The following is a 21235-nucleotide window of genomic DNA, read 5'->3' as shown; positions in this document are numbered from 1 at the left end:
ACTTACAGCCCCCACTTGGACATCGCGTCGTCGACCGTCTTGAACTGGCTGCGCAATTTCTCCTCGCGCGCCTTTTGCGCGGCGATGCGCTGGTCCTGCTCGACCTTGTCGATCTCCTGCTGCGCCTTGATCTGCGCATCGGTGCGATTGGCGGCGTAATTCTTGAAGTAGATGATGTTGGGCTGATACGGCTCGGGCGGGATGTCGTTGCGCATGAAAGCGTAGACGAAGAAGCCGGTCACCGCCATCGCCGCCACCAGAAAGCCGAGATCGCGCGGCTCGCGCTGCGACAGGAAAAAACGCAGGTCGCGAAAGGCGTGGAGCGGCGAGAAGCGGCGGAAGAACTGCATGGCGGCAAGATAGGTGACGGGGGGCGGCGAGGCCAGCCCCCCGGGGGGAAGCGACGGGTGGGACGACCGTGCGCCTCAGTCCGCATCCTCCATGCGGAAGGTCAGCGTCATCGTCCGCCACGCCTCGACCGGCACGCTGCCGCGGGTGGCGGGTTTGAAGCGCCAGGCGCGGGTGGCGCGCTCCATCGTCGCTTGCCAGAAGGCGTCGCTGGTCGCGCTGAGCCGCTCGATCTGCTTCACCCGGCCGTCGGTGCCGATCAGCACGCGCACCGTGACGCGGCCGTCGCGGTTGGCGCGGCGCTCGACGGCGGGATAGACCGGCTGGAAGGCGTCGGCATAGCGCGGGTCGATCTGCGGCCCTACCAGCGGCGGCAATGGCGGGGCGGCCGGCTCGGCGGCGGCCGGGCCGGGGTCGGTGCCGATCGTCGGACCGGCGGGCGGGGTCGGGTCGACGGCGCTGGTGGTGAAGTCCGAGGTCGACGGGATTGCGATCGGCGGGATCGGCGCGATGATCTGCTCGGTCGGATGGTTGGCGACTCGCTCCTGCGGCCGGGGCTGCGGCACCGGCCGTTCGGGCGGCGGCGGGTCGAGGGGGATGTTGCGGGTCTCGAGCACATGCTCGGGAGCGCCCGGGAGAATCTTCGGGCCGGCGAACATCAGCGCGGCGACCAGCGCGGCGTTGATCGCGATCGCGGCGGTGAGGCCGCCGGGGTTGAAACGGGTCGGCTGGGCGTAGCGGTCGGCGTACATCGTCCGTCTCCTTGAAGGGTGCGACTCGATCGATTCTCCTGCAGTACATGGATGGTACGTTGTATCGTTACGGCGTCAAGTGTCGGTGCACGGCGCGCAAAGCGTCATCCTGCCCGATGGGGTGGGCGCCCGGACGGCGGGCTAGGCGGACAGCCGCGCCAGTGCGCGGTCGCGCCCGATCAGCGGCAGCAGCGCCGCCATGTCCGGGCCGTGATCGCGGCCGGTCAGCGCCTGCCGCAGCGGCAGGAACAATGCCTTGCCCTTGCGGCCGGTCGTTTCCTTGAGCGCGGCGGTGAGCGCGTGCCACGGGTCGCCCGCCCAGTCGATCGCCTCCGCGGCGGCGGCGGCCTGCGCCAGATAGGCCCGCGTCTCGTCGTCGAACGCGGGGGCGGCGATCGGCCCCTCGATCACCTGCCACCAGTCCGCCGCCTCGGCGACGCGCGTCAGATTGGGGCGTACCGCATCCCATTCCGCCGCGCCCATGCCGGCGGGCAGGCGATCGGCGACGGTATCGAACGGCAATTGATGGACGATGCGCGCATTGACCTGCGCCAGTTCCGCTTCGTCGAACCGCGCCGGCGCCCGGCCGAAGCGCGCGAAATCGAACGCGGCGATCAACGGCGCGGGATCGGCGAGCGGCTCGACCGGATCGCTGGTGCCGATCCGCGCGAGCAAGGCGATCACCGCCTGCGGCTCGATCCCCGCCTCGCGGAAATGATCGACGCCGAGCGAGCCCAGCCGCTTCGACAATTTGCCCTCCGCGCCGGTCAGCAGCGCCTCGTGCGCGAAGCGGGGCGGCGCTACCCCCATCGCGTCGAACATCTGCAATTGCAGCGCGGTGTTGGAGACATGGTCCTCGCCGCGCACGACATGCGTGATGCCGAGATCGGCGTCGTCGATCGCCGAGGGCAGCATATACAGCCACGAACCGTCGGCGCGGCGGATCACCGGATCGCTCATCGTCTTCGGATCGAAGCTTTGCGGGCCACGGATCAGATCGTCCCAGGCGATCGGCGCGTCATGGTCAAGCTTGAAGCGCCAGTGCGGGCGGATGCCGTCGGCTTCGAGCGCTGAGCGCGCCGCTGCGTCCAACGCGAGCGCGGCGCGGTCGTAGACCGGCGGCAGGCCGCGGCCGAGCAGGATCTTGCGCTTGAGATCGAGCTCCTGCGCGGTTTCATAGGCTGGATAGATCCGCCCCGCCGCGACCAGCGCGTCGAACCGCTGCTGGTAGAGCGCGAATCGCTCCGACTGGCGCACCTCGGCGTCGGGGGTGAGGCCGAGCCAGGCGAGATCGGCGCGGATCGCCGCGACGAATCGCTCTTCCGACCGTTCGGCATCGGTATCGTCGATGCGCAGCACGAAACGCCCGCCCTGACCCCCCGCGAACATCCAATTGTGCAGCGCCGCCCGGATGTTGCCAACGTGCAGCATGCCGGTGGGCGAGGGGGCGAAGCGGGTGGTGACGGTCATCGCTGCGGCCTAGTCAGTCGGCCGCGCGGCGACAAGCATGTGGCCTTCGCGTCTCGATGCTTTCGATTTTGTGACGGTGGCTCTAAGGCGCGGGGCGATACGGGCGGGAGCTGACCAATGAAATTGATGACCGGCAATTCGAACCTTCCGCTCGCGCGGGCGGTGGCGGCCTATCTCGAGATCCCGCTGACCGATGCGCTGGTCCGCCGCTTCGCCGACGAGGAGATCTTCGTCGAGATCCAGGAGAACGTGCGCGGCGAGGACGTCTTCGTGCTCCAGTCGACCGGCTTCCCGGCCAACGACAACCTCATGGAAATGCTCATCATGATCGACGCGCTCAAGCGCGCGTCGGCGCGGCGGATCACCGCGGTGATCCCCTATATGGGCTATGCCCGGCAGGACCGGAAGCCGGGTCCGCGCACGCCGATCTCGGCCAAGCTGGTCGCCAATCTGATTACCGTCGCCGGGGCCGACCGCGTGCTGTCGGTCGACCTGCATGCCGGTCAGATCCAGGGCTTTTTCGATATTCCGACCGACAATCTCTATGCCGCGCCGGTGATGAGCGCGGATATCCACGCGCGCTTCAAGGGCAAGAACCTGATGGTCGTCTCGCCCGACGTCGGCGGCGTGGTGCGCGCGCGCCAGCTCGCCAAGCGACTCGACAATGCGCCGCTGGCGATCGTCGACAAGCGGCGCGAACGCGCCGGCGAATCGGAGGTGATGAACATCATCGGCGACGTCGAGGGGCGCTTCTGCATCCTGATCGACGATATCGTCGACTCGGCCGGGACGCTGTGTAACGCTGCGGCGGCGCTGCGCGAGGCGGGGGCGGAGGATGTCGTCGCCTATGTCACGCACGGCGTGCTGTCGGGCGGCGCGGTGGCGCGGGTCGAGGGCTCGGCGCTGCGCGAGCTGGTGATCACCGATTCGATCGGCAATCACGAATCGATCGGCAAGGCGGCCAAGATCCGCCACCTGCCGATCGCGCCGCTGCTCGGCGAGGCGATCAAGCGAATCGCCGACGAGACCAGCGTGTCGTCGCTGTTCGATTGACGGCCGCCGCGCGGTTTCGTTTGTGCCAAGGCAGCACGGGGTAAGCGACAGCCCCCGTCGCTGCGTGCCGCTCAGCGTTGCGAGAGCGCGACGATATGGTCGAACACCGCCGGATGCAGCGGCTTGGCGAAGGCGCAGCCGTATTTGAACTTGTCGCGCCACGCGACCACCGCCTCCAGCCCCGCAAGACCCGGCAGCGTCAGCCACACGACCGTTCCCGGCCACAAGGTGAAGCTCGTTTCGGCGCGGAAGCCCGAGAGCGACAGATCGGTCACCTCGATCTCGAATCGCGTCTGGCCGCGGTCGCGCAGATGCGCCCGCATCTTGACCGACTTGCGCAACGCCTGGCGGGCTTCCTCACCCGGTTCGACCGGGTCGTAGGGTGGCGTGAAGGTCGGCTGTTCCATGGCCGCGACACTGGCAGCGATTGGTTACTTTTCTGCCAACGTCTGCTCCGCGGCCGGTGCGCGCACCCCCTGCCGGCCGCGTCGTTTGAGTTCGGCCTTGAGGTCTTCGGGTCGCGGCGCGACGAGGAAGCCGAAGCTGACGTTGCCCTCGCGCGTCTCGACGACGTGATGCAGCCGATGCGCCTGGACGATGCGACGCATGTACGCCGATCTCGGGAGATAGCGCGTTGGGATCCGCTGGTGAACGATGATGTCGTGAAAACCGAAGTAGATCGCGCCGTAGGCGGCGATCCCCGCGCCGATCCAGACGAATCCCGGCCACCAGCCCCATTGCAGCCCGCCGAGCAGCAGAACGAACGACGGCACCGCGAAGATCGCGGCATAGAGGTCGTTGAGCTCCCATGCGCCTGTCCGTTTGCGATGATGGCTCGCGTGCAGGAACCAGCCCGGGCCGTGCATCACCCAGCGGTGCGCGGCATAAGCGAACGCCTCCATGCCGATCACGGTGACGAGGAAGAGGGGGATGCCGTGGAGCCAGGGCATAAGCGTTCCGTCTAATGCGATGCGATTGCAATAACGATCGAACGTGGTTGTCGATCCGGGGTGGATTCGGCGCGCCGCCTGTGCAAAAGGCCGCACCAATCTCCTCTTCATAGCATAACGCGAGGCAGGCCATGAACATCCACGAATATCAAGCCAAGGAACTGCTCGCCAAGTTCGGCGTCCCCGTTCCCGCCGGTTTCGCCGCGCTCAGCGTCGAAGAGGCCGTCGCAGCCACCGAGAAGCTTCCCGGACCGCTCTACGTCGTCAAGGCGCAGATCCACGCCGGCGGCCGCGGCAAGGGCAAGTTCAAGGAACTCGGCCCGGACGCCAAGGGCGGCGTCCGCCTCGCCAAGACCGCCGAGGAGGTCCGCGCCGCGGCGACCGACATGCTCGGCAACACGCTGGTGACGATCCAGACCGGCGACGCCGGCAAGCAGGTCAACCGCCTGTACGTGACCGACGGCGTCGACATCGCCAAGGAATTCTACCTCGCGCTGCTCGTCAACCGCGCAACCGGCCGCGTCTCGATGGTCGCCTCGACCGAGGGTGGCATGGACATCGAAACCGTCGCCCACGACACGCCCGAGAAGATCCACAGCATCGACATCGACGCCGCGACCGGCTTCATGCCGCACCACGGCCGCGCCGTCGCCGCCGCGCTCGAGCTGACCGGCGACCTCGCCAAGCAGGCCGCCAACGTCGCGTCAAAGCTGTACGACGCCTTCCTCGGCACCGACGCCGAGCAGATCGAGATCAACCCGCTCGCCGTCACCGAGGATGGCAAGCTGATGGTCCTCGACGCCAAGGTCGGCTTCGACGGCAACGCGATGTTCCGTCACAAGGACCTGATGGAACTGCGCGACACCACCGAAGAGGATGCGATGGAGCTGGAGGCGTCGAAGTACGACCTCGCCTACATCAAGCTCGACGGCGATATCGGCTGCATGGTCAACGGCGCCGGCCTCGCGATGGCGACGATGGACATCATCAAGCTCAACGGCATGTTCCCGGCCAACTTCCTCGACGTCGGCGGCGGCGCCAACAAGGAGAAGGTAACCGCGGCGTTCAAGATCATCCTCGCCGATCCGGCGGTGAAGGGCATCTTGGTCAACATCTTCGGCGGCATCATGAAGTGCGACATCATCGCCGAGGGCATCGTCGCCGCGGCGAAGGAAGTAAATCTGTCGGTGCCGCTCGTCGTCCGCCTCGAAGGCACCAACGTGCAGGCCGGCAAGGACATCCTCGCCAATTCGGGCCTCGCGATCGTGCCGGCGAACGACCTGGGCGATGCCGCCAAGAAGATCGTCGCCGAGGTGCAGAAGGCGGCGTGATCCGTCGCGCTTCCCCGCGCGGGGAAGAAGATGCGTAAAAATCTTCGGGCCCGGGCATCATGTCCGGGCCCGATTCGTTTGGCACAGGAAGACTGCCGCTACGGCAAGCGGCATTTCCCGTACCGGACTTGCGAAAGCCGCGGAAAATAGCCATCTCACCCGCCGATGCGACGCCGGAAACGGGTGTCGAGGGCGCAATCGGAAGGAAGCTGATGAAGGTGCTGGTGCCGGTCAAGCGTGTGCTTGACTACAACGTGAAGCCTCGCGTGAAGGCGGACGGGACGGGCGTCGATCTGGCGAACGTCAAGATGAGTATGAATCCGTTCGACGAGATCGCGGTGGAAGAAGCCATCCGCCTGAAGGACAAGGGCGTCACCGAGATCGTCGTCGTCTCGATCGGCGAGCCCAAGGCGCAGGAGACGCTGCGCACCGCGCTGGCGATGGGCGCCGACCGCGCGATCCTCGTCACCAGCGACACCAAGGTCGAGCCGCTCGGCGTCGCCAAGATCCTCGCCAAGATTGTCGAGGAGGAGCAGCCGCAGCTGGTCATCCTCGGCAAGCAGGCGATCGACGACGACAACAACCAGACCGGCCAGATGCTCGCCGGCCTGCTCGGCTGGGGCCAGGGGACGTTCGCGTCGAAGGTCGAGCTGGGCGACGGCAATGTCACGGTGACGCGCGAGGTCGACGGCGGGCTCGAGACCGATTCGTTCCCGCTGCCGGCGATCGTCACCACCGACCTGCGCCTCAACGAGCCGCGCTATGCGTCGCTGCCCAACATCATGAAGGCCAAGTCGAAGCCGCTCGCGCAGAAGACCGCCGCCGATTACGGCGTCGACGTCACGCCGCGGCTGACGACGCTCAAGGTCGTCGAACCGGGCAAGCGCCAGGCGGGCGTCAAGGTCGCCGATGTCGACGAACTCGTCACCAAGCTGCATGCGATGGGGATTGCCAAGTGAAGACGCTCGTCTGGGTCGAACACGACGGCAGCGCCGTCAAGGATGCCACGCTCGCCGCGGTGACCGCCGCGTCGCAGCTCGGCGAGGTCCATCTGCTGGTCGCCGGCCAGGGCGTCGACAGCGTCGCGCAGGCGGCGGCGAAGATCGCCGGTGTCGGCAAGGTGCACGTCGCCGACGATGCCGCCTATGCGCATGCGCTGGCCGAGAATATCGCGCCGCTCGTCGTCGAGCTGATGGGCCATCACGACGCCTTCGTCGCGCCATCGACCACCACCGGCAAGAACGTCGCGCCGCGCGTCGCCGCGCTGCTCGACGTGATGCAGATCAGCGACATCCTGTCGGTCGAGAGCGAGGACACGTTCACGCGGCCGATCTACGCCGGCAATGCGATCGCGACGGTCCAGTCGTCGGACGCCAAGAAGGTGATCACCGTTCGCGGCACCGCCTTTGAAAAGGCGGCGACCGAGGGCGGATCGGGCGAGATCGAGGCGGTGGCGTCGCAGGGCGACACCGGCGTGTCGCGCTTCGTCAACGCCGAGATCGCGCAGAACGCGCGGCCCGAGCTGACCAGCGCGAAGATTATCGTCTCGGGTGGCCGGGCGTTGCAGAATGGCGAGAACTTCCATTCGATCATCGAGCCGCTCGCCGACAAGCTCGGCGCCGGCGTCGGTGCGAGCCGCGCCGCGGTTGATGCGGGCTATGTCCCCAACGACTATCAGGTCGGCCAGACCGGCAAGATCGTCGCCCCGGAAGTCTATATCGCGGTCGGCATTTCGGGCGCGATCCAGCATCTCGCGGGGATGAAGGATTCGAAGGTCATCGTCGCGATCAACAAGGACGAGGATGCGCCGATCTTCCAGGTCTCGGACATCGGCCTGGTCGGCGACCTGTTCAAGGTCGTGCCGGAGCTGACCGAGAAGCTGTGAGGCCAAGGCGGCGGGCAGCGAAGGCTGCTCGCCGCTGCGATGCGCCCGACCGTGATACGGAGCGGCGTCGCACGCAAAAAAGCGGCCCGACACCAGCAATGTCGAGCCGCAGTCTACGCCTAGGGAGCTGACCTGGCGTGTTCGTCGAACCGAAAGTCTAGAGTGCGTTGCCCGCGGCCGGCGCGAGCGCATTGTCGGCGGCCGCGTCATTGGCGAGCGTGATGTCGTTACCGGTGGCGAAGTCGCCGCTGTTGCTCAAGCCGGCGTCGCCTTCCTCGTTGAGGGTCAGCGTGTCGGTGGCGGCGGCATTGTTGCCGGCGTCGGTCTTGGGGCCGCAGGCGGCGAGGCTCAGGGCAGCGAGCGCAAGCGCCGGAGCCAGGATCGTGATCTTCATTCAGTCCTCCGTGTTGAAACTGGGTCGGTGCCGCCGCGCAGGCCGGCGCCGATCAGGGAAAAGAAGGCGCGGCTCGCAGGAGAGTTCGCCGTATCCCATTCGGGATGCCATTGGACGCCGAGCACGTCGGCCCCGCACGGCCGCGCCGAGACGGCTTCGATCAGCCCGTCGTCCGCCGCGATCGCCTCCACCGTCAGGCCGCTGCCGAGACGGTCGATGCCTTGCTGGTGGACCGAATTGACCCGCACCCGCTGCACGCCGGTGGCGTCGGCCAACCGGCCGCGCGCGCACAGTTCGACGTCGTGGCCGTGGTGGAACAGCGAATCGTAATCGCCCGACCAGGCGCCGCGATGATGGCGGCCGGCGTCGGCGGCGGCGCACAGGCTGCCGCCGAACAGGACGTTGATCTCCTGCAGGCCGCGGCAGATGCCGAACACCGGCTTGCCCGCCTCGATCATCCCGCCGGCGAGCGCCAGCGCGACCTCGTCGCGATCCTCATCGACGATCTGGTCGTCGGGCAGCGGCCGCGCGCCATAGCGCCACGGCGCGACATGCGAGCGCGATCCGGTCAGCAGCAGCCCGTCGAGCACCGCGGTGAGCGTCGCGACATCGGTGGCGTCGGGCAGGGCGGGGACGAGCAGCACCGTCGCACCGGCGAGGCGGGTGAGCGGCGCGACGAAGCGACTGGCGACGGCCTGTACCGGGCGCTCCGCCATCTCGTTGCAGCAGAGCACGCCGATGATCGGGCGTCGTTCGGGATCGGCGCGGCGTCCCATCACACCACCGCCGCGACGAGCGTGTCGCGCAATGCATGGCCGGCGGAGGGCGCGAGCAACTTCGCTTCGGGCTGCACCACCACGCCGCCGGGCGGCACGTCGTCGAGCAGCCAGACGTTGCCGCCGATCGTCGCGCCCGCGCCGATCGTCACCCGGCCGAGGATCGTCGCCCCCGCATAGATGACGACATCGTCGCCGACGATCGGATGGCGGGCATAGCGTTCGCGCGGACCGCGCCGCGCGGCGCCGAGCGGACTGCGCGCACCGAGCGTGACATGCTGGTAGAGGCGCACGCCGTTGCCGACGATCGCGGTTTCGCCGATCACGACGCCGGTGCCGTGATCGATGAAGAAGCGTTCGCCGATCCGCGCGCCCGGATGGATGTCGATCCCGGTGCGTTCGTTGGCGAGTTCGGAGATCAGCCGCGCGACGATTGGCGCGCCGAGGTCGTACAATTGATGCGCGATGCGATGGTGCAGGCTGGCGATCGCGCCGGGATAGCAGACGAGGATCTCGTCGGTGCTGCCCGCGGCGGGGTCGCCGAGGAAGGCGGCCTCGACATCGCTGTCGATCAGCCGGCGGATGTCGCCGAGCGTGTCGGCGAACAGGCGGACGATCGTCGCGGCCTGGTCGGGATCGAAGGCGGTGCGCGCCTCCGCCTGCCAATAGCCGAGCTCATGGCCGATCTCGCGCTCCAGTTCGGTGAACGCGCTGCCGAGCTTGGCGGCGACGAACCGGTCCTCGTCCGCCGGTGCGATCTGTTGCAGGCCGAGGCGGCGGGGATAGAGCGCCTCGGCGAAGAGCAGGACGATACGCTCGATCGCGCCGCGCGAGGGGAAGGCGGCGGCGGCGCGGGCCGGGGTCTGCCGCGTGCGCCAATCGGCGCGGGCGGCGCGCAACGCATCGACCGCCTCGCCGAGCGTGGCGCCGGGGGTGCGCGACGGCAGCGGGGCGGCAGCGGCCGTCACCGGCGCACCTTGCGCGGTCGATCGGCGGAATACAGCGTCGTCATCGTCCGATACCTCCAGCGTGGAAGATATCCCATCGGCTTAGTGGGAATACGAAGAAAAGCTATCCCGTCGCCAAGAACGACTCATCGGTTCACGGCTCGACCGCGGCAGGCTGGCGTATTTCGGGGTCGGGCAGCGGCGGGATGCGCGCCAGCACGACGCCGAGCAGCAGCGCGAGGCCGCCGAGCGCGAGGCAGAAGAGCGCGACGCCCGTCCAGCCGGCGTGCGTCCAGGCGAAGCCGCCGGCCGAGCCGAGCACGCTTGACCCCAGATAATAGAAGAACAGGTAGAAAGCGGCGCCTTGGCCGCGGTTGGCCTGCGCGCGGCGGCCGACCCAGGCGCTCGCGATCGAATGCGCGCCGAAGAAGCCGATCGTGACGAGGGCGATGCCGAGGATGACGAGTACCAGTGCGCGCGCCTCGGTCGCGGCGACGCCGGCGATCAGCAGCACGATCGGCAACCAGAAGACGCGCCGCCGCCCGACGGTGCCGGCGAAGGCACCGAACAGCGCCGAACTCGCCGAGCCGAGGATATAGAGGAGGAAGACGCCTCCGACCGCCGCCTGGCTGAGCCCGTAGGGCGGGGCGAGCAGGCGGAAGCCGGCGTAATTGTAGATGGTGACGAAGACGCCCATCAGCAGAAACGCCTCGGCATAGAGCAGCGGCAATGCGCGGTCGCGGAACAGCGCCGCGGCACCGGCGAGCGGACTGCCGCCGGCGCCGGCGACGAAGCCGTGCGACGGCGGCGCGAGGCGGCGGAACGCCTCGGCCATGACGAGGCCGGCGAGGCCGACGCTGCCCAGCGCCCAGCGCCAGTCGGCGACATCGGCGACGAGGCTGGCGACGAGGCGCCCGCCCATGCCGCCGATCGCGCTGCCACCGATGTAGAGGCCCATCGCCGCACCGACCGAGGCGACGTCGACCTCTTCGGCGACATAGGCCATCGCCACCGCAGGCACGCCGGCGAGCGCGACGCCGGTGAGCAGCCGCAGCGCGAGCAACGTCGTCCAGCCCGGCACCAGCGCGGCGGCGAGGGTCAGCGCGCCGGCGGCGAACATCGCGGCGACCATCAACGGTCGCCGCCCGACGCGATCGGAGAGGATGCCGGCGAACAGGATGCCGATCGCCAGCGGCCCGGTGGCGAGCGACACCGCCAGCGACGCCGCTTCGGCGCTGAGGTGATAATCGGCGGCGAACAGCGGCAGCAGCGGCTGCACCGAATAGAGCAGCGAGAAGGTCGAGAAGCCGGCGAACAGCATGGCGAGGGTCAGCCGCCGGTAGGCGGGCGTCCCCTTCGCCAGCCGCGGGTCACTGGCGGGCATGACGCCGCCCGATCGCGAACGCCGGCAGGCCGCGCTCGACGATGAGCGCGATTCCCCAGATCGCCAGGCCGCCGAGCGCCAGCCCGCACCCGACGATGCCGGTCGAGGTCCAGCCGAAGCCGGCGGCGATGGCGAGGCCGCCGAGCCATGGTCCGATCGCATTGGCGGTGTTGAACGCCGAATGGTTGAGCGCGGCGGCGAGCGACTGTGCGTCGCCGGCGACGTCCATCAGCCGCGTCTGCAGGACCGCGCCGAGCGCGCCGCCGAGGCCGATCGCGAAGACGTCGAGCGTCATCGTCCAGACGTTGCCGGCGGCGAGCGGGTAGAGCAACAGCGCCGCCGCCGACCAGAGCAGCAGCACGCCTGCGGTCGGCATCAGCGCGCGGTCGGCGAAGCGCGGCACGACGAGGTTGCCGAGCGTCATGCCGGTGCCGAACACGGCGAGCATCAGCGGCACGCTGCGCGGCGTGAGGCCGGTGACCTCGACCAATGTCGCGGCGAGATAGGTGTAGACCGCGAACATGCCGCCGAAGCCGATCGCACCGATGCCGAGCGTCAGCCACACCTGCGGGCGGCGCAGCGCGGTGAGTTCGTGCAACGGGCTGGCATCGCGATCGGGCGCGTCGACCGGCGCGAGCAACGCGACGAGGCCGGCGGTGGTGAGCGCGAGCAGCGCGACCAGCCCGAACACCCAGCGCCAGCTGGCGATCTGGCCGAGCAAGGTGGCGAAGGGCACGCCGACGATGGTCGCGACGGTGAGGCCGAGCATGACCCTTCCGACCGCCTGCGTCCGCCGGTCGGCGGGCACCAGCGACGCGGCGACGAGCGAGGCGATGCCGAAATAGGCGCCGTGCGGCAGGCCGGCGAGGAAGCGGAAGACGAGCATCCAGCCATAGCTCGGCGCGAGGGCGGACAGGCAATTGCCGATCGCGAACAAGGCCATCAGCCCGATCAGCAGCGTGCGTCGCGACATCTTCGCTGAGAGCACCGCGATCGTCGGCGCGCCGACGACGACGCCGAGCGCATAGGCGCTGATGACGTGACCGACGGTCGGCGCATCGATGCCGAGCCCGCGCGCGAGATCGGGTTCAAGGCTCATCGCCGCGAATTCGGTCGTACCGATCGCGAAGCCGCCGACGGCGAGCGCGAGATGGACGAGGCCCGGATGGGCCTCGGCGGTTTGGCGTAGGGTCATGTGGATCTTTTAGCCGCCGTTGCTGCGTTGCAGCAAATCAACGGCCGGCGGGCGGGGGTGGTTCCGTGAGGAAATCTTCCCTCGCGTAGCGGGAGTGCAAGGTTGGATTGCCGGGGGCCGTTCAACCCGGCCCTCTTGGCAGGGGAGGAATTAAGAGGCTTTCGCCAGTGCCTCGGCGATCAGCGTGCGGCTGTTGGCGATGCCGTACAGCGCGATGAAGCTGCCCATCCGCGGGCCCTGTTCGGACCCCAGCAGCGTCTCGTAGAGCGCCTTGAACCAGTCGCGCAGCGTGTCGAAGCCGGCGGTCTTGCCGATCTCGTAGACGACGTTCTGGATATCCTCGGCGCTCGCCTCGGCGGGCAAGGCGGCGAGATCGGCGTCGAGCCGACGCAGCGCCGCGACCTCGACGCCCTCCGGCGCACGGCGCTTGAGCGTCGGCGCAACGAAATCGCGGGCATAGGCCAGCGCATAGCCGATCAGGCGGTCGAGTTCGGGATCGCGCTCCGGCGTCGCGTCGGGGACGTAGTTGCGCAGATAGCCCCAGACCTGCTCCTTGCTCGCCTCGCCCATCACGCCGACGAGGTTGAGCAGCAGGCCGAAGGTGACCGGCAGCGTCGCGGTCGGCACCTTGCCGTCGTGGATATGATGCACCGGATTGCCGAGCCGCTGCGCGACCTCTTGCGTCGGGTAATTGCCGCGGAACTGCCAATAATCGTCTACCGCGCGCGGGATGACGCCGAAATGCAGCGCCTTGGCCTTCTTGGGCTCGCGATAGGCGAAGAAGGCGAGGCTCTCCTCGGGGCCATAGGTCAGCCACTGGTCGAGGCTGAGGCCGTTGCCCTTCGACTTGGAGATCTTCTCGCCCTTTTCGTCGAGGAACATCTCGTAGTTGAAGCCCTCGGGCGGACGGCCGCCGAGCACGCGCGCGATCTTGGAGCTTTGCGTCACCGAATCGATCAGGTCCTTGCCCGCCATCTCGTAATCGACGCCGAGCGCGACCCACCGCATCGCCCAGTCGACCTTCCATTGCAGCTTCGCAAGACCACCGAGCGCCGACTGGACGACGCGTTCGCCGCTCTCGTCGGTGAAGGCGATCGTGCCGGCTTGCGGGTCGACCACCTCGACCGGCACCTGCAGCACGATGCCGGTGGTCGGGCTGACCGGCAGCACCGGCGAATAGGTCTCGCGGCGCTCGGCGCGCAGCGTCGGCAGCATGACGTCGAGGATGCCCCGATAGTGGCGCAGCACGCCCTTGATGGCATCGTCGAAGCGGCCGCCCTCGTAATAGTCGGTGGACGAGGCGAAGTCGTAATCGAAGCCGAAGCGGTCGAGGAACTGGCGCAGCATCGCATTGTTGTGCGCGGCGAAACTGTCGAACTTGCCGAACGGATCGGGGATGCGCGTCAGCGGCTTGCCGAGATGCTCGCGCAGCATGTCGCCGTTGGGGACGTTGTCGGGGACCTTGCGCAGGCCGTCCATATCATCGCTGAACGCGATCAGCCGCGTCGGCTGGTCGGAGAGCGCGTGGAAGGCGTTGCGCACCATCGTCGTGCGCAACACTTCGTTGAACGTGCCGATATGCGGCAGGCCCGACGGGCCGTAGCCGGTTTCGAACAGGATCGGACTGCCATCCGCCTTGCCGTCGGGATAGCGCTTGAGGAGCTTGCGCGCCTCCTCATAGGGCCAGGCCTTGGAGTCGAGGGCGGCGGATCGCAGGTCGATATCGGTCATGGTGCGCGCGGGACTAAGCACCCCGCGCGCTCACGGCAACTCTCTTGACAGCGGGACTTAGCGGCAGCGGTCCTTCGCGGTGATCGTGCGGTCGATCGCGCGGCCGGCGAACGCGCCACCGACGGCGCCGCCGACGGTGCCGAGCGCACCATGGCCGAGCACCGAATTGCCGAGCAAGGCGCCGCCGACGCCGCCCGCGACGAGGCCGGTGGTGCCGCTCGAATGGCGGCAGCGCTTGACGTGACGATAGCCGCGCTCGTGCGAATTGCGGTAATGATGGCGCGCCTCGGCCTTGCTGACCGGCAGCGCGATGCTGGCGGGGAGGGCGAGCGAGACGGCGCCGAGCGCGAACAGCAGAGTACGCATAAAGACTGATCCTTATCAGGCGGATGACCCGTGCCGAACGTGCGATGCGCCGCCGAGTTGCACCCGGGTCCGGTTGCCATTCTGTTCCGGCGGGCTATGGCGGCACGGGTGATCCCCTATCCCGCCCTTCACGCCAGCCATGGCGGCATCTGGATCGCCACCGCGGAGGGGACGCGGCCGATCGGGCGCGGCGAGGCGATCCGCATCGCCGCCGACACGCCGGTGATCCTGCTCAACGCGCCGCTCGTCGGGCAAAGGCTCGGCTATCCCGAATTGTCGGGGCTCGACCTGCTCGAACTGTTCGCCTTTCTTTATCCGGCGCGGTTCGCGGTGCCGACGCCCAGGGGGCTGGCGCGCGCGGTCGATCTGTCGCCGCCCGACACCGACGAGGGCGTCGCCGCCTTCCTGCGCGAGGCGGCGGCGGCGCTGCTCGCGGTGACGCAGGGCGACTGGCCCGAACGCGAGGGCGCGTGGACCGCGGCGCAGTCGCTGACCCGGTTGCGCTGGCCGTGGGGACCCGCGCTCGCACCGCTGCTCGCCAAGCCGCAGGTCAACGAGCGCTGGCTGTTCTCCACCTTGCCCGAATGGGAGGAACAGGCGCCGCGGCCGGCACCGTTGACCGTCGCGATCCCGCCCGCCGACGCCGAGGCGCGGCTCGCCGACCTCACCGGCCATGGCGCCGAGGAGCGGCTCGGCCAGCGCGCCTTCGCTGCGGCGGCGACCGATGCCTTCGCCCCGCGCGCGATGCGCGACGCACCCAATCTGGTGCTCGCCGAGGCGGGGACGGGGATCGGCAAGACCTTGGGCTATCTCGCGCCCGCCTCGCTGTGGGCGGAGCGGGCCGGCGGCGCGGTGTGGATCAGCACCTATACCAAGGCGCTGCAACGGCAATTGTCGAAGGAGACCGAGCGGCTGTTCCCCGATCCTGCCTTGCGCCGGCAGAAGGTGGTGACGCGCAAGGGCCGCGAGAACTATCTGTGCCTGCTCAATCTAGAGGATGCGTTGCAAGGCGGCTTCGCCGGCCGCGCGGCGATCCTCGCGCAACTGGTGGCGCGCTGGGCGGCATATAGCGCGGATGGCGACATGGTCGGCGGCGACCTGCCCGGCTGGCTGCCGACGCTGTTCCGGCGCAACGGCCCGACCGCGCTGACCGACCGGCGCGGCGAATGCGTCTATGCCGGCTGCCCGCATTACCGGAAGTGCTTCATCGAGCGCGCCGCGCGCGCTTCGGCGGAGGCGGACGTGGTGATCGCCAATCATGCGCTGGTGATGGTCAATGCGGCGCGCGGTCGCGAGACGACGACGCGGCCGACGCGCTACGTCTTCGACGAGGGCCATCATCTGTTCGAGGCGGCGGATTCGATGTTCGCCACCGCGCTGACCGGACAGGAGACGATCGAGCTCAGGCGCTGGATCCTCGGGCCGGAGAGCGGCGGGCGCGGCCGGCGGCGTGGGCTTCAGGCGCGGCTGTCCGACGTCGCCAGTTACGACGAACAGGGCGGGATCGCGATCCAGGACGCGATCGAGGCGTCGCGGCATCTCGCCAGCGACGGCTGGCTGGGGCGGATCAACGAAGGCGCGCCGTTCGGGCCGATCGAGCATCTGCTCGCCGCGGTGCGCGGCCTGACCTATGCGCGCGCCGAACAGCCGGGCGACGCCGGGTACGGGCTGGAGACCGAACTCGCCGAGCCGACCCCCGAGCTGATCGAGGCGGCGGCGCCCGCCGCGGCGGCGCTCGATGCGCTGGTGCGGCCGCTGGTGACGCTGGGCCGGCGGCTGGAGGCGGTGCTCGCCGAGGCGCCCGACTGGATGGATGCGCCGGCGCGCGCGCGCGTCGAGGGGGCGATCGCCTCGATCGGCTGGCGCGCCGAGACGGTGGCGGCGTGGCTGTCGCTGCTCGCGCGCGTCGGCGGCCCGGTCGATCCGGCGCATGTCGACTGGCTCGCGGTCGACCGGGTTGAGGGGCGCGAATATGATATCGGCCTGCACCGCCACTGGCTCGACCCGACGCGGCCGTTCGCCGAGATCGTGCTGAAGCCGGCACATGGCGCGCTCGTCACCTCGGCGACGCTCACCGGCGGCGGCGACTGGGAAACGGCGGAGGCGCGCGTCGGGGCGCCGCATCTCGCCCGCGCCGCCTCACGGTTCGAGGCGAAGAGCCCGTTCGACTATCCCGCCAATGCCGAGGTGCTGATCGTCACCGACGTCAAGCGTGGCGACCTGCCCGCGCTCGCCAACGCCTATGCGCGGCTGATCGTCGCCGCGGGCGGGGGCACGCTCGGTCTGTTCACCGCGATCCGGCGGCTGCGCGGTGTCCACGGCCGCATCGCCGACCGGCTGGCGCGCGAGGGGCTGCCGCTGCACGCGCAGCACGTCGATCCGATCGATACCGGCACGCTCGTCGATATTTTCCGCGACGATCCGCACGCCTCGCTGCTCGGCACCGATGCGCTGCGCGACGGCGTCGATGTGCCGGGATCGTCGCTGCGGCTGGTGGTGATGGAGGGCGTGCCCTGGCCCAAGCCGAGCGTGCTGCACGCCGCGCGGCGGCTGGCGGGGGGCGGGTCGGCCTATGACGATCGCATCGTGCGGGCGCGGCTGGCGCAGGCGTTCGGGCGGCTGATCCGCCGCGCCGACGATCGCGGCGCGTTCGTCATGCTGTCGTCGGCGATGCCGTCGCGGCTGTTGTCGGCGTTTCCGCCCGGCGTCGGCATCGCGCGGGTGACGCTCGACGAGGCGGTGGCGCGGGTGCAGGCGCGGCTTTCCTTACCGACTCACATCGGGCATGAGGCGGCTCCCGCGATGCACCACGGAGACGCCGGTTGAAGACGCTGACGCTGCTGCGCCACGCCAAGTCCGGCTGGGACGATCCGGTGAGCCGCGATTTCGACCGCCCGCTCAACGCCAAGGGCAGGCGCGCCGCCGAAACGGTGGGCCGGAAGATGCGCAGCCTCGACCTCGCCTTCGATCACGTCGTCGCCTCGCCGGCGGTGCGCGTCGGCGAGACGCTCGATGCGGTGGCGGCGGGCTATGGCCGCGACTTGGCGCCTGCGTGGGAGCGGCGTATCTATCTCGCCTCGGCGGCGACTCTGCTCGACGTGGTGCACGACCTGCCGGCGGAGGCCGAGCGGGTGCTGCTCGTCGGGCACAATCCGGGGCTCGAGGATCTGGTGCTGATGCTGGTGCCGGCGGCGCCGGACGGGCTGCGGGCGCTGGTCGAGGAGAAGTACCCGACCGCGACGCTGGCGGAGATGACCTTCGATATCGCCGACTGGTCGGCGGTGGCGGAGGGCGGCGGCGATCTGCGCCGGTTCGTACGGCCGCGCGACCTCGATCCGAGCCTCGGGCCCGACGAGCGCTGATTTTCACGCGAAGGCGCGAAGAAGACCGGTTCACGCGGAAGCGCGGAGGCGCGGAGAGAAGAAGGGTTTTGCGCGCAGAGGCGCAGAGGCGCCGAGAAGCGTGCCCGTTGCGCCGAAGGCGCTTCATCTTTCCGGCGCAGATCGGCATCGCGACGGAATCGCGCTCGTCCCTCTGCGCCTTTGCGCGCCGATCTGGTCAGGACCACGCTTGTGGTACGCGGTGACCGTCCGACAGGCGCAACCTCTCCGCGCCTCCGCGCCTCCGCGCGAACCAAATCGTCCTTCTTCTTCGTGCCTTCGCGCCTTTGCATGATTCACCGCAGGACCGAGACGGACCCGAAACGGTCCTGACGGGTTCTTGCCCCGGTCCGCACGGGGACGGACGACGAAGGGGAATGACGTGATCGATAGACGACGGCTCGAATCGGGCGGGCTGATCCTGTTCCTGGCGCTGATCACCGGCGGGCTGTTGCTCGTCGTGTCGTCGTTCGTCGCGGCGCTGCTGTGGAGCCTGCTCGCGGCGATCCTGTTCCAGTCGCTGTTCCACTGGCTGCTCGCCAAGATGCCGGGGCGGCGCAACTGGGCGGCGGCAGCGACGTTGCTGATCATCCTCGTCGCGGTCATCATCCCGGCGCTGGCGATCACCGGCATGGTCGTCGACCAGTCGGCCGGCGTCTATGCCAAGGTGCAGAGCGGCCAGATCGATTTCGCGCGCTACTTCGAACAGGTTCACGACGCGCTGCCGCAATGGGTGCAGCATCCGCTCGACCGCGCCGGGCTCGGCAGCTTCGACACCGCGCAGGCGCGGATCGCGCAGGGCCTGCGCAGCAGCTTCCAGTCGATCGCGTCGCAGGCGCTGTCGATCGGGCGCAATGCCGCGGCGTTCCTGCTCGCCTTCGGCGTTGGGCTGTACGTCACCTTCTTCCTGCTGCGCGACGGCGACCGGCTCGGGCCGGTGATCCGCGACGCGCTGCCGCTGGAACGGCCGGTCGCCGACCGGCTGATCGACAAGTTCGTCGCCGTCGTCCGCGCGACGATCAAGGGGTCGGTCGTCGTCGCCCTCGTGCAGGGTGCGCTGGGCGCGGTGACCTTCTGGATCGTCGGGGTGCCGGCGGCGTTGCTCTGGGGTCTGCTGATGGCGCTGGCGGCGCTGCTGCCCGCGATCGGGCCGGCACTGGTGTGGGTGCCGGTCGCCATCTACCTGCTCGCCACCGGCGCGGTGTGGCAAGGCGTCGTGGTAATCGTCTCGGGCGTTGCGGTGATCGGGCTCGCCGACAATATCCTGCGGCCGATCCTCGTCGGGCGCGATACCGGCATCCCCGACTGGCTGGTGCTGGTGACGACGCTCGGCGGCATCGAGGTGGCGGGGATCAGCGGCATCGTCGTCGGCCCGCTGGTCGCGGCGCTGTTCATCACCGGGTGGCAGATCCTCACCGAGCAGCGCCATGGCGGGCGCGGCGGCGAAGCGTAGGAATCGCCCACACCACCCGCCCTCTCGTCATCCCGACGAACGTCGGGATGACGAGAGGGCGGGGGTGGAAGCGCTACCCCTTGCCCAGCAGCGACTTGAGGTCCTGCAACGGGCTGTACGGGCGATGATCGTCCTCGCTGATCACGCCGGCCTCGCGCAGCACCGTCTCGGCATCCGGACTGCGCGGGAAAGGATCGAGCGCCAGCGCCATCGTCTCCGCCGCCGCCTCGCCGAGGTCGACCGCGCCGCCCTCGATCTCGACCGTGTCGAGCGCGCCGGCGTCGAGCTCGACCTCCTCCTGCTCGTCGAGCGCCTCGACGAACAGCAGCGCGACCGGTTCGTCGATCGTCGCGTCGAGCGGCACGTCGGTGACCGAACAGGCCTGGACCACCGCGCCGGTGACGCGGCCGCGCACGACGATCCCCGCCGCCTCGCGCTTGACCCGGAGCGTGGCGTCGAGCCGTTCGACCGACAGCACGCCGAAGCGCACCGCCAGTGCCGCCCGTTCGGCCTCGGTCGCGGCGATGCGCACCTCTCGCTCGCCCGCGCCGATCGCATCGAGTCGTTCCGGGCGGCTGAATTCGGGGGTCATGGCAGGTCTCCGGCAACGAGGCGGTCGAGCGGGGCGGTGGCGAGCGCGTCGTGCAGCGCGGTCAGATCGGCGGCGACCGCGGCCAGCGCCTGCGGCGCAGGCGCCGCGCCGCGATAAAGGTTGCGGACCAGCGCCGGGCCGAGATCGCCGCTCGCCAGCCCGTCGCGATAGGCGCCGATCCGGCCGCCGAGCATACTCATCATCTTGCCGATATGCTTGCCGACGACGATGTCGCCGATGCCCATCTGGCGCAATTGCCCGTCCATATCGTCGACGAACCGCTCGGTGAGATGCGCCGACAGCGCCGCCGCGGCGGGCTCGCGCTCCAGCCGCAGCAGCACCATCGCCAGCACCGCGGCGATCATGTCGAAGCGGCCGTCGACCGTGTCTGGTACGCCGCCGGCCAGATACCAATGTTCGGCGCGTCCGCGCGTCACCACCGCATTGTACAGCGGCAACGCCTCTTCACGGCGTTCGCCAAACAATCGTCCCCACCAACCCACGGCATATCCTCACCATTCGCGCCAACATGGCCCCGGCGCTTGAAGCCCGCCCGTGCTTCGCATATCGAGGCGATCGGCGGGCGATGCAATCGACATGGCGTGGCGCTGCCGCTGGAGATAGTGATGAGCGTATCCTTTGCCCGTATCGGCCTCGGGCTGACCCTCGGGCTGACCGTCGCCATGGGCGCCTGCGCGCCGCTGCGGTCGCATCAGGGCTATATCATCGATGCCGATCTGGTGAATTCGGTGCAGCCGGGTGTCGACAACCGCCAGTCGGTGGCGAGCACGCTCGGCCAGCCGACGATCGCCAGCCAGTTCGGCACGCGCGACTGGTATTATGTCGCGCGCGACAGCCGCAACCTCAACTTCCAGAAGCCCAAGGCGAAGGACCAGATCGCGCTGAAGATCAGCTTCGATCCCAACGGCACGGTCAAGTCGGTGACGCGCACCGGCGTCGAGCAGATCGCCAGCATCGATCCATATGGCAAGACGACGCCGACGCTGGGTCGCAAGCGCGGCTTCTTCGAGGATCTGTTCGGCAACATCGGCACGGTCGGTGCTGCGGGTGCGGGTGGCGGCGCGGGCCGCGGCACCGGCGGCGGTCGCGACACGCCGTAACCCGCCCAGCACGTTGGCCGCGCCGCCTGCTACGCATCGGCGCGACCGTGCCGTGCTTGGACCGGCACTGATCCCGAAAGGGGAAAAGGGATCAGTGGCGAGTAACG

22 protein-coding genes are annotated in these 21235 nt (G+C 69.2%); 8 read left to right on the top strand and 14 right to left on the bottom strand.

The features are described 5' to 3' along the window. Positions 1-2: 2 nt before the first annotated feature. The 3 genes from MC45_RS13595 to gltX form a co-directional block, all read right to left on the bottom strand. Positions 3-350, bottom strand: a complete 348-nt coding sequence (locus MC45_RS13595; RefSeq protein ID WP_038664169.1) for a hypothetical protein — start codon at positions 348-350, stop codon at positions 3-5. A 75-nt stretch (positions 351-425) separates the two neighbouring features. Beyond that, positions 426-1100 carry an energy transducer TonB gene (locus tag MC45_RS13590; RefSeq protein ID WP_038664166.1) on the bottom strand — a complete coding sequence of 225 codons (675 nt, stop codon included), beginning with the start codon at positions 1098-1100 and terminating at the stop codon, positions 426-428. 141 nt (positions 1101-1241) lie between these two features. Next, positions 1242-2570 (bottom strand): glutamate--tRNA ligase, encoded by a 1329-nt coding sequence (gene gltX / locus MC45_RS13585; RefSeq protein ID WP_038664162.1) that lies wholly within the window; start codon positions 2568-2570, stop codon positions 1242-1244. 117 nt (positions 2571-2687) lie between these two features. Here gltX and MC45_RS13580 point away from each other — a divergent pair, with 117 nt between their 5' ends. Further along, a complete protein-coding gene (locus MC45_RS13580) occupies positions 2688-3623 on the top strand; it encodes a ribose-phosphate pyrophosphokinase (RefSeq protein WP_038664159.1) in 936 nt (311 codons plus the stop codon). A 71-nt stretch (positions 3624-3694) separates the two neighbouring features. Here MC45_RS13580 and MC45_RS13575 read toward each other — a convergent pair whose 3' ends face one another. Together MC45_RS13575 and MC45_RS13570 are read right to left on the bottom strand one after the other, a co-directional pair. Then, positions 3695-4030, bottom strand: a complete 336-nt coding sequence (locus MC45_RS13575; RefSeq protein ID WP_038664156.1) for a PilZ domain-containing protein — start codon at positions 4028-4030, stop codon at positions 3695-3697. Positions 4031-4054: 24 nt separating this feature from the next. After that, positions 4055-4573, bottom strand: a complete 519-nt coding sequence (locus MC45_RS13570; RefSeq protein WP_038664154.1) for a sterol desaturase family protein — start codon at positions 4571-4573, stop codon at positions 4055-4057. 131 nt (positions 4574-4704) lie between these two features. On the opposite strand from MC45_RS13570, the gene sucC reads away from it, so the two are divergent. From sucC to MC45_RS13555, 3 genes are all read left to right on the top strand, one after another. Then, positions 4705-5904: an ADP-forming succinate--CoA ligase subunit beta gene (gene sucC, locus MC45_RS13565; RefSeq protein ID WP_038664151.1), complete on the top strand. Its 1200-nt coding sequence runs from the start codon at positions 4705-4707 to the stop codon at positions 5902-5904. Positions 5905-6116: 212 nt separating this feature from the next. After that, positions 6117-6863, top strand: coding sequence for an electron transfer flavoprotein subunit beta/FixA family protein (locus MC45_RS13560; protein ID WP_038664148.1), 747 nt, complete (start codon positions 6117-6119; stop codon positions 6861-6863). Further along, entirely contained in the window at positions 6860-7789 is a 930-nt protein-coding gene (locus MC45_RS13555; RefSeq protein ID WP_038664146.1) for an electron transfer flavoprotein subunit alpha/FixB family protein, read from the top strand. The genes MC45_RS13560 and MC45_RS13555 overlap by 4 nt, the downstream gene beginning before the upstream one ends. A gap of 157 nt (positions 7790-7946) precedes the next feature. Here MC45_RS13555 and MC45_RS13550 read toward each other — a convergent pair whose 3' ends face one another. The 7 genes from MC45_RS13550 to MC45_RS13520 all read right to left on the bottom strand — a co-directional run bounded on the left by MC45_RS13550 (position 7947) and on the right by MC45_RS13520 (position 14582). Then, positions 7947-8183 carry a hypothetical protein gene (locus MC45_RS13550; RefSeq protein WP_038664143.1) on the bottom strand — a complete coding sequence of 79 codons (237 nt, stop codon included), beginning with the start codon at positions 8181-8183 and terminating at the stop codon, positions 7947-7949. Further along, the gene (locus MC45_RS13545) at positions 8180-8959 is read right to left on the bottom strand and encodes a gamma-glutamyl-gamma-aminobutyrate hydrolase family protein (protein WP_179944542.1); all 780 of its coding nucleotides are present in this window, start codon (positions 8957-8959) and stop codon (positions 8180-8182) included. The genes MC45_RS13550 and MC45_RS13545 overlap by 4 nt, the downstream gene beginning before the upstream one ends. Then, positions 8959-9927, bottom strand: coding sequence for a serine O-acetyltransferase EpsC (gene epsC, locus MC45_RS13540; RefSeq protein ID WP_038664139.1), 969 nt, complete (start codon positions 9925-9927; stop codon positions 8959-8961). The genes MC45_RS13545 and epsC overlap by 1 nt, the downstream gene beginning before the upstream one ends. Positions 9928-10060: 133 nt before the next feature. Continuing rightward, positions 10061-11290: an MFS transporter gene (locus MC45_RS13535; RefSeq protein WP_038664135.1), complete on the bottom strand. Its 1230-nt coding sequence runs from the start codon at positions 11288-11290 to the stop codon at positions 10061-10063. Next, positions 11277-12485 carry an MFS transporter gene (locus tag MC45_RS13530; RefSeq protein ID WP_038664132.1) on the bottom strand — a complete coding sequence of 403 codons (1209 nt, stop codon included), beginning with the start codon at positions 12483-12485 and terminating at the stop codon, positions 11277-11279. Before MC45_RS13530 ends, MC45_RS13535 begins: the two co-directional genes overlap by 14 nt. A gap of 150 nt (positions 12486-12635) precedes the next feature. Next, on the bottom strand, positions 12636-14216 hold the full coding sequence (locus tag MC45_RS13525) for a lysine--tRNA ligase (RefSeq protein ID WP_038664129.1): 1581 nt from the start codon (positions 14214-14216) through the stop codon (positions 12636-12638). A 57-nt stretch (positions 14217-14273) separates the two neighbouring features. Then, positions 14274-14582, bottom strand: coding sequence for a hypothetical protein (locus MC45_RS13520; protein ID WP_038664126.1), 309 nt, complete (start codon positions 14580-14582; stop codon positions 14274-14276). A 96-nt stretch (positions 14583-14678) separates the two neighbouring features. Between MC45_RS13520 and MC45_RS13515 the strand changes: the two genes are divergently transcribed. The 3 genes from MC45_RS13515 (at position 14679) to MC45_RS13505 (ending at position 19415) form a co-directional block, all read left to right on the top strand. After that, positions 14679-17408, top strand: a complete 2730-nt coding sequence (locus MC45_RS13515) for an ATP-dependent DNA helicase (protein ID WP_179944541.1) — start codon at positions 14679-14681, stop codon at positions 17406-17408. Further along, entirely contained in the window at positions 17405-17944 is a 540-nt protein-coding gene (locus MC45_RS13510; RefSeq protein WP_038664123.1) for a SixA phosphatase family protein, read from the top strand. Before MC45_RS13515 ends, MC45_RS13510 begins: the two co-directional genes overlap by 4 nt. Positions 17945-18344: 400 nt before the next feature. Next, complete coding sequence (locus tag MC45_RS13505; RefSeq protein WP_038664121.1) at positions 18345-19415, top strand: AI-2E family transporter; 1071 nt, start codon at positions 18345-18347, stop codon at positions 19413-19415. A 73-nt stretch (positions 19416-19488) separates the two neighbouring features. On the opposite strand, the gene MC45_RS13500 is transcribed toward MC45_RS13505, so the two are convergent. Together MC45_RS13500 and MC45_RS13495 are read right to left on the bottom strand one after the other, a co-directional pair. Further along, positions 19489-20007: a YceD family protein gene (locus MC45_RS13500; RefSeq protein ID WP_038664118.1), complete on the bottom strand. Its 519-nt coding sequence runs from the start codon at positions 20005-20007 to the stop codon at positions 19489-19491. Then, a complete protein-coding gene (locus tag MC45_RS13495; RefSeq protein ID WP_245640728.1) occupies positions 20004-20510 on the bottom strand; it encodes a ubiquinol-cytochrome C chaperone family protein in 507 nt (168 codons plus the stop codon). Before MC45_RS13495 ends, MC45_RS13500 begins: the two co-directional genes overlap by 4 nt. A 123-nt stretch (positions 20511-20633) precedes the next feature. Here MC45_RS13495 and MC45_RS13490 point away from each other — a divergent pair, with 123 nt between their 5' ends. Further along, positions 20634-21128, top strand: coding sequence for an outer membrane protein assembly factor BamE (locus MC45_RS13490; RefSeq protein WP_038667428.1), 495 nt, complete (start codon positions 20634-20636; stop codon positions 21126-21128). Positions 21129-21235: the final 107 nt, after the last annotated feature.

Source organism: Sphingomonas taxi (assembly GCF_000764535.1).
GTDB lineage: Bacteria > Pseudomonadota > Alphaproteobacteria > Sphingomonadales > Sphingomonadaceae > Sphingomonas > Sphingomonas taxi.
Note: the sequence above shows the minus strand (reverse complement) of the source record. Positions and strands in the feature narration are given on the sequence as shown.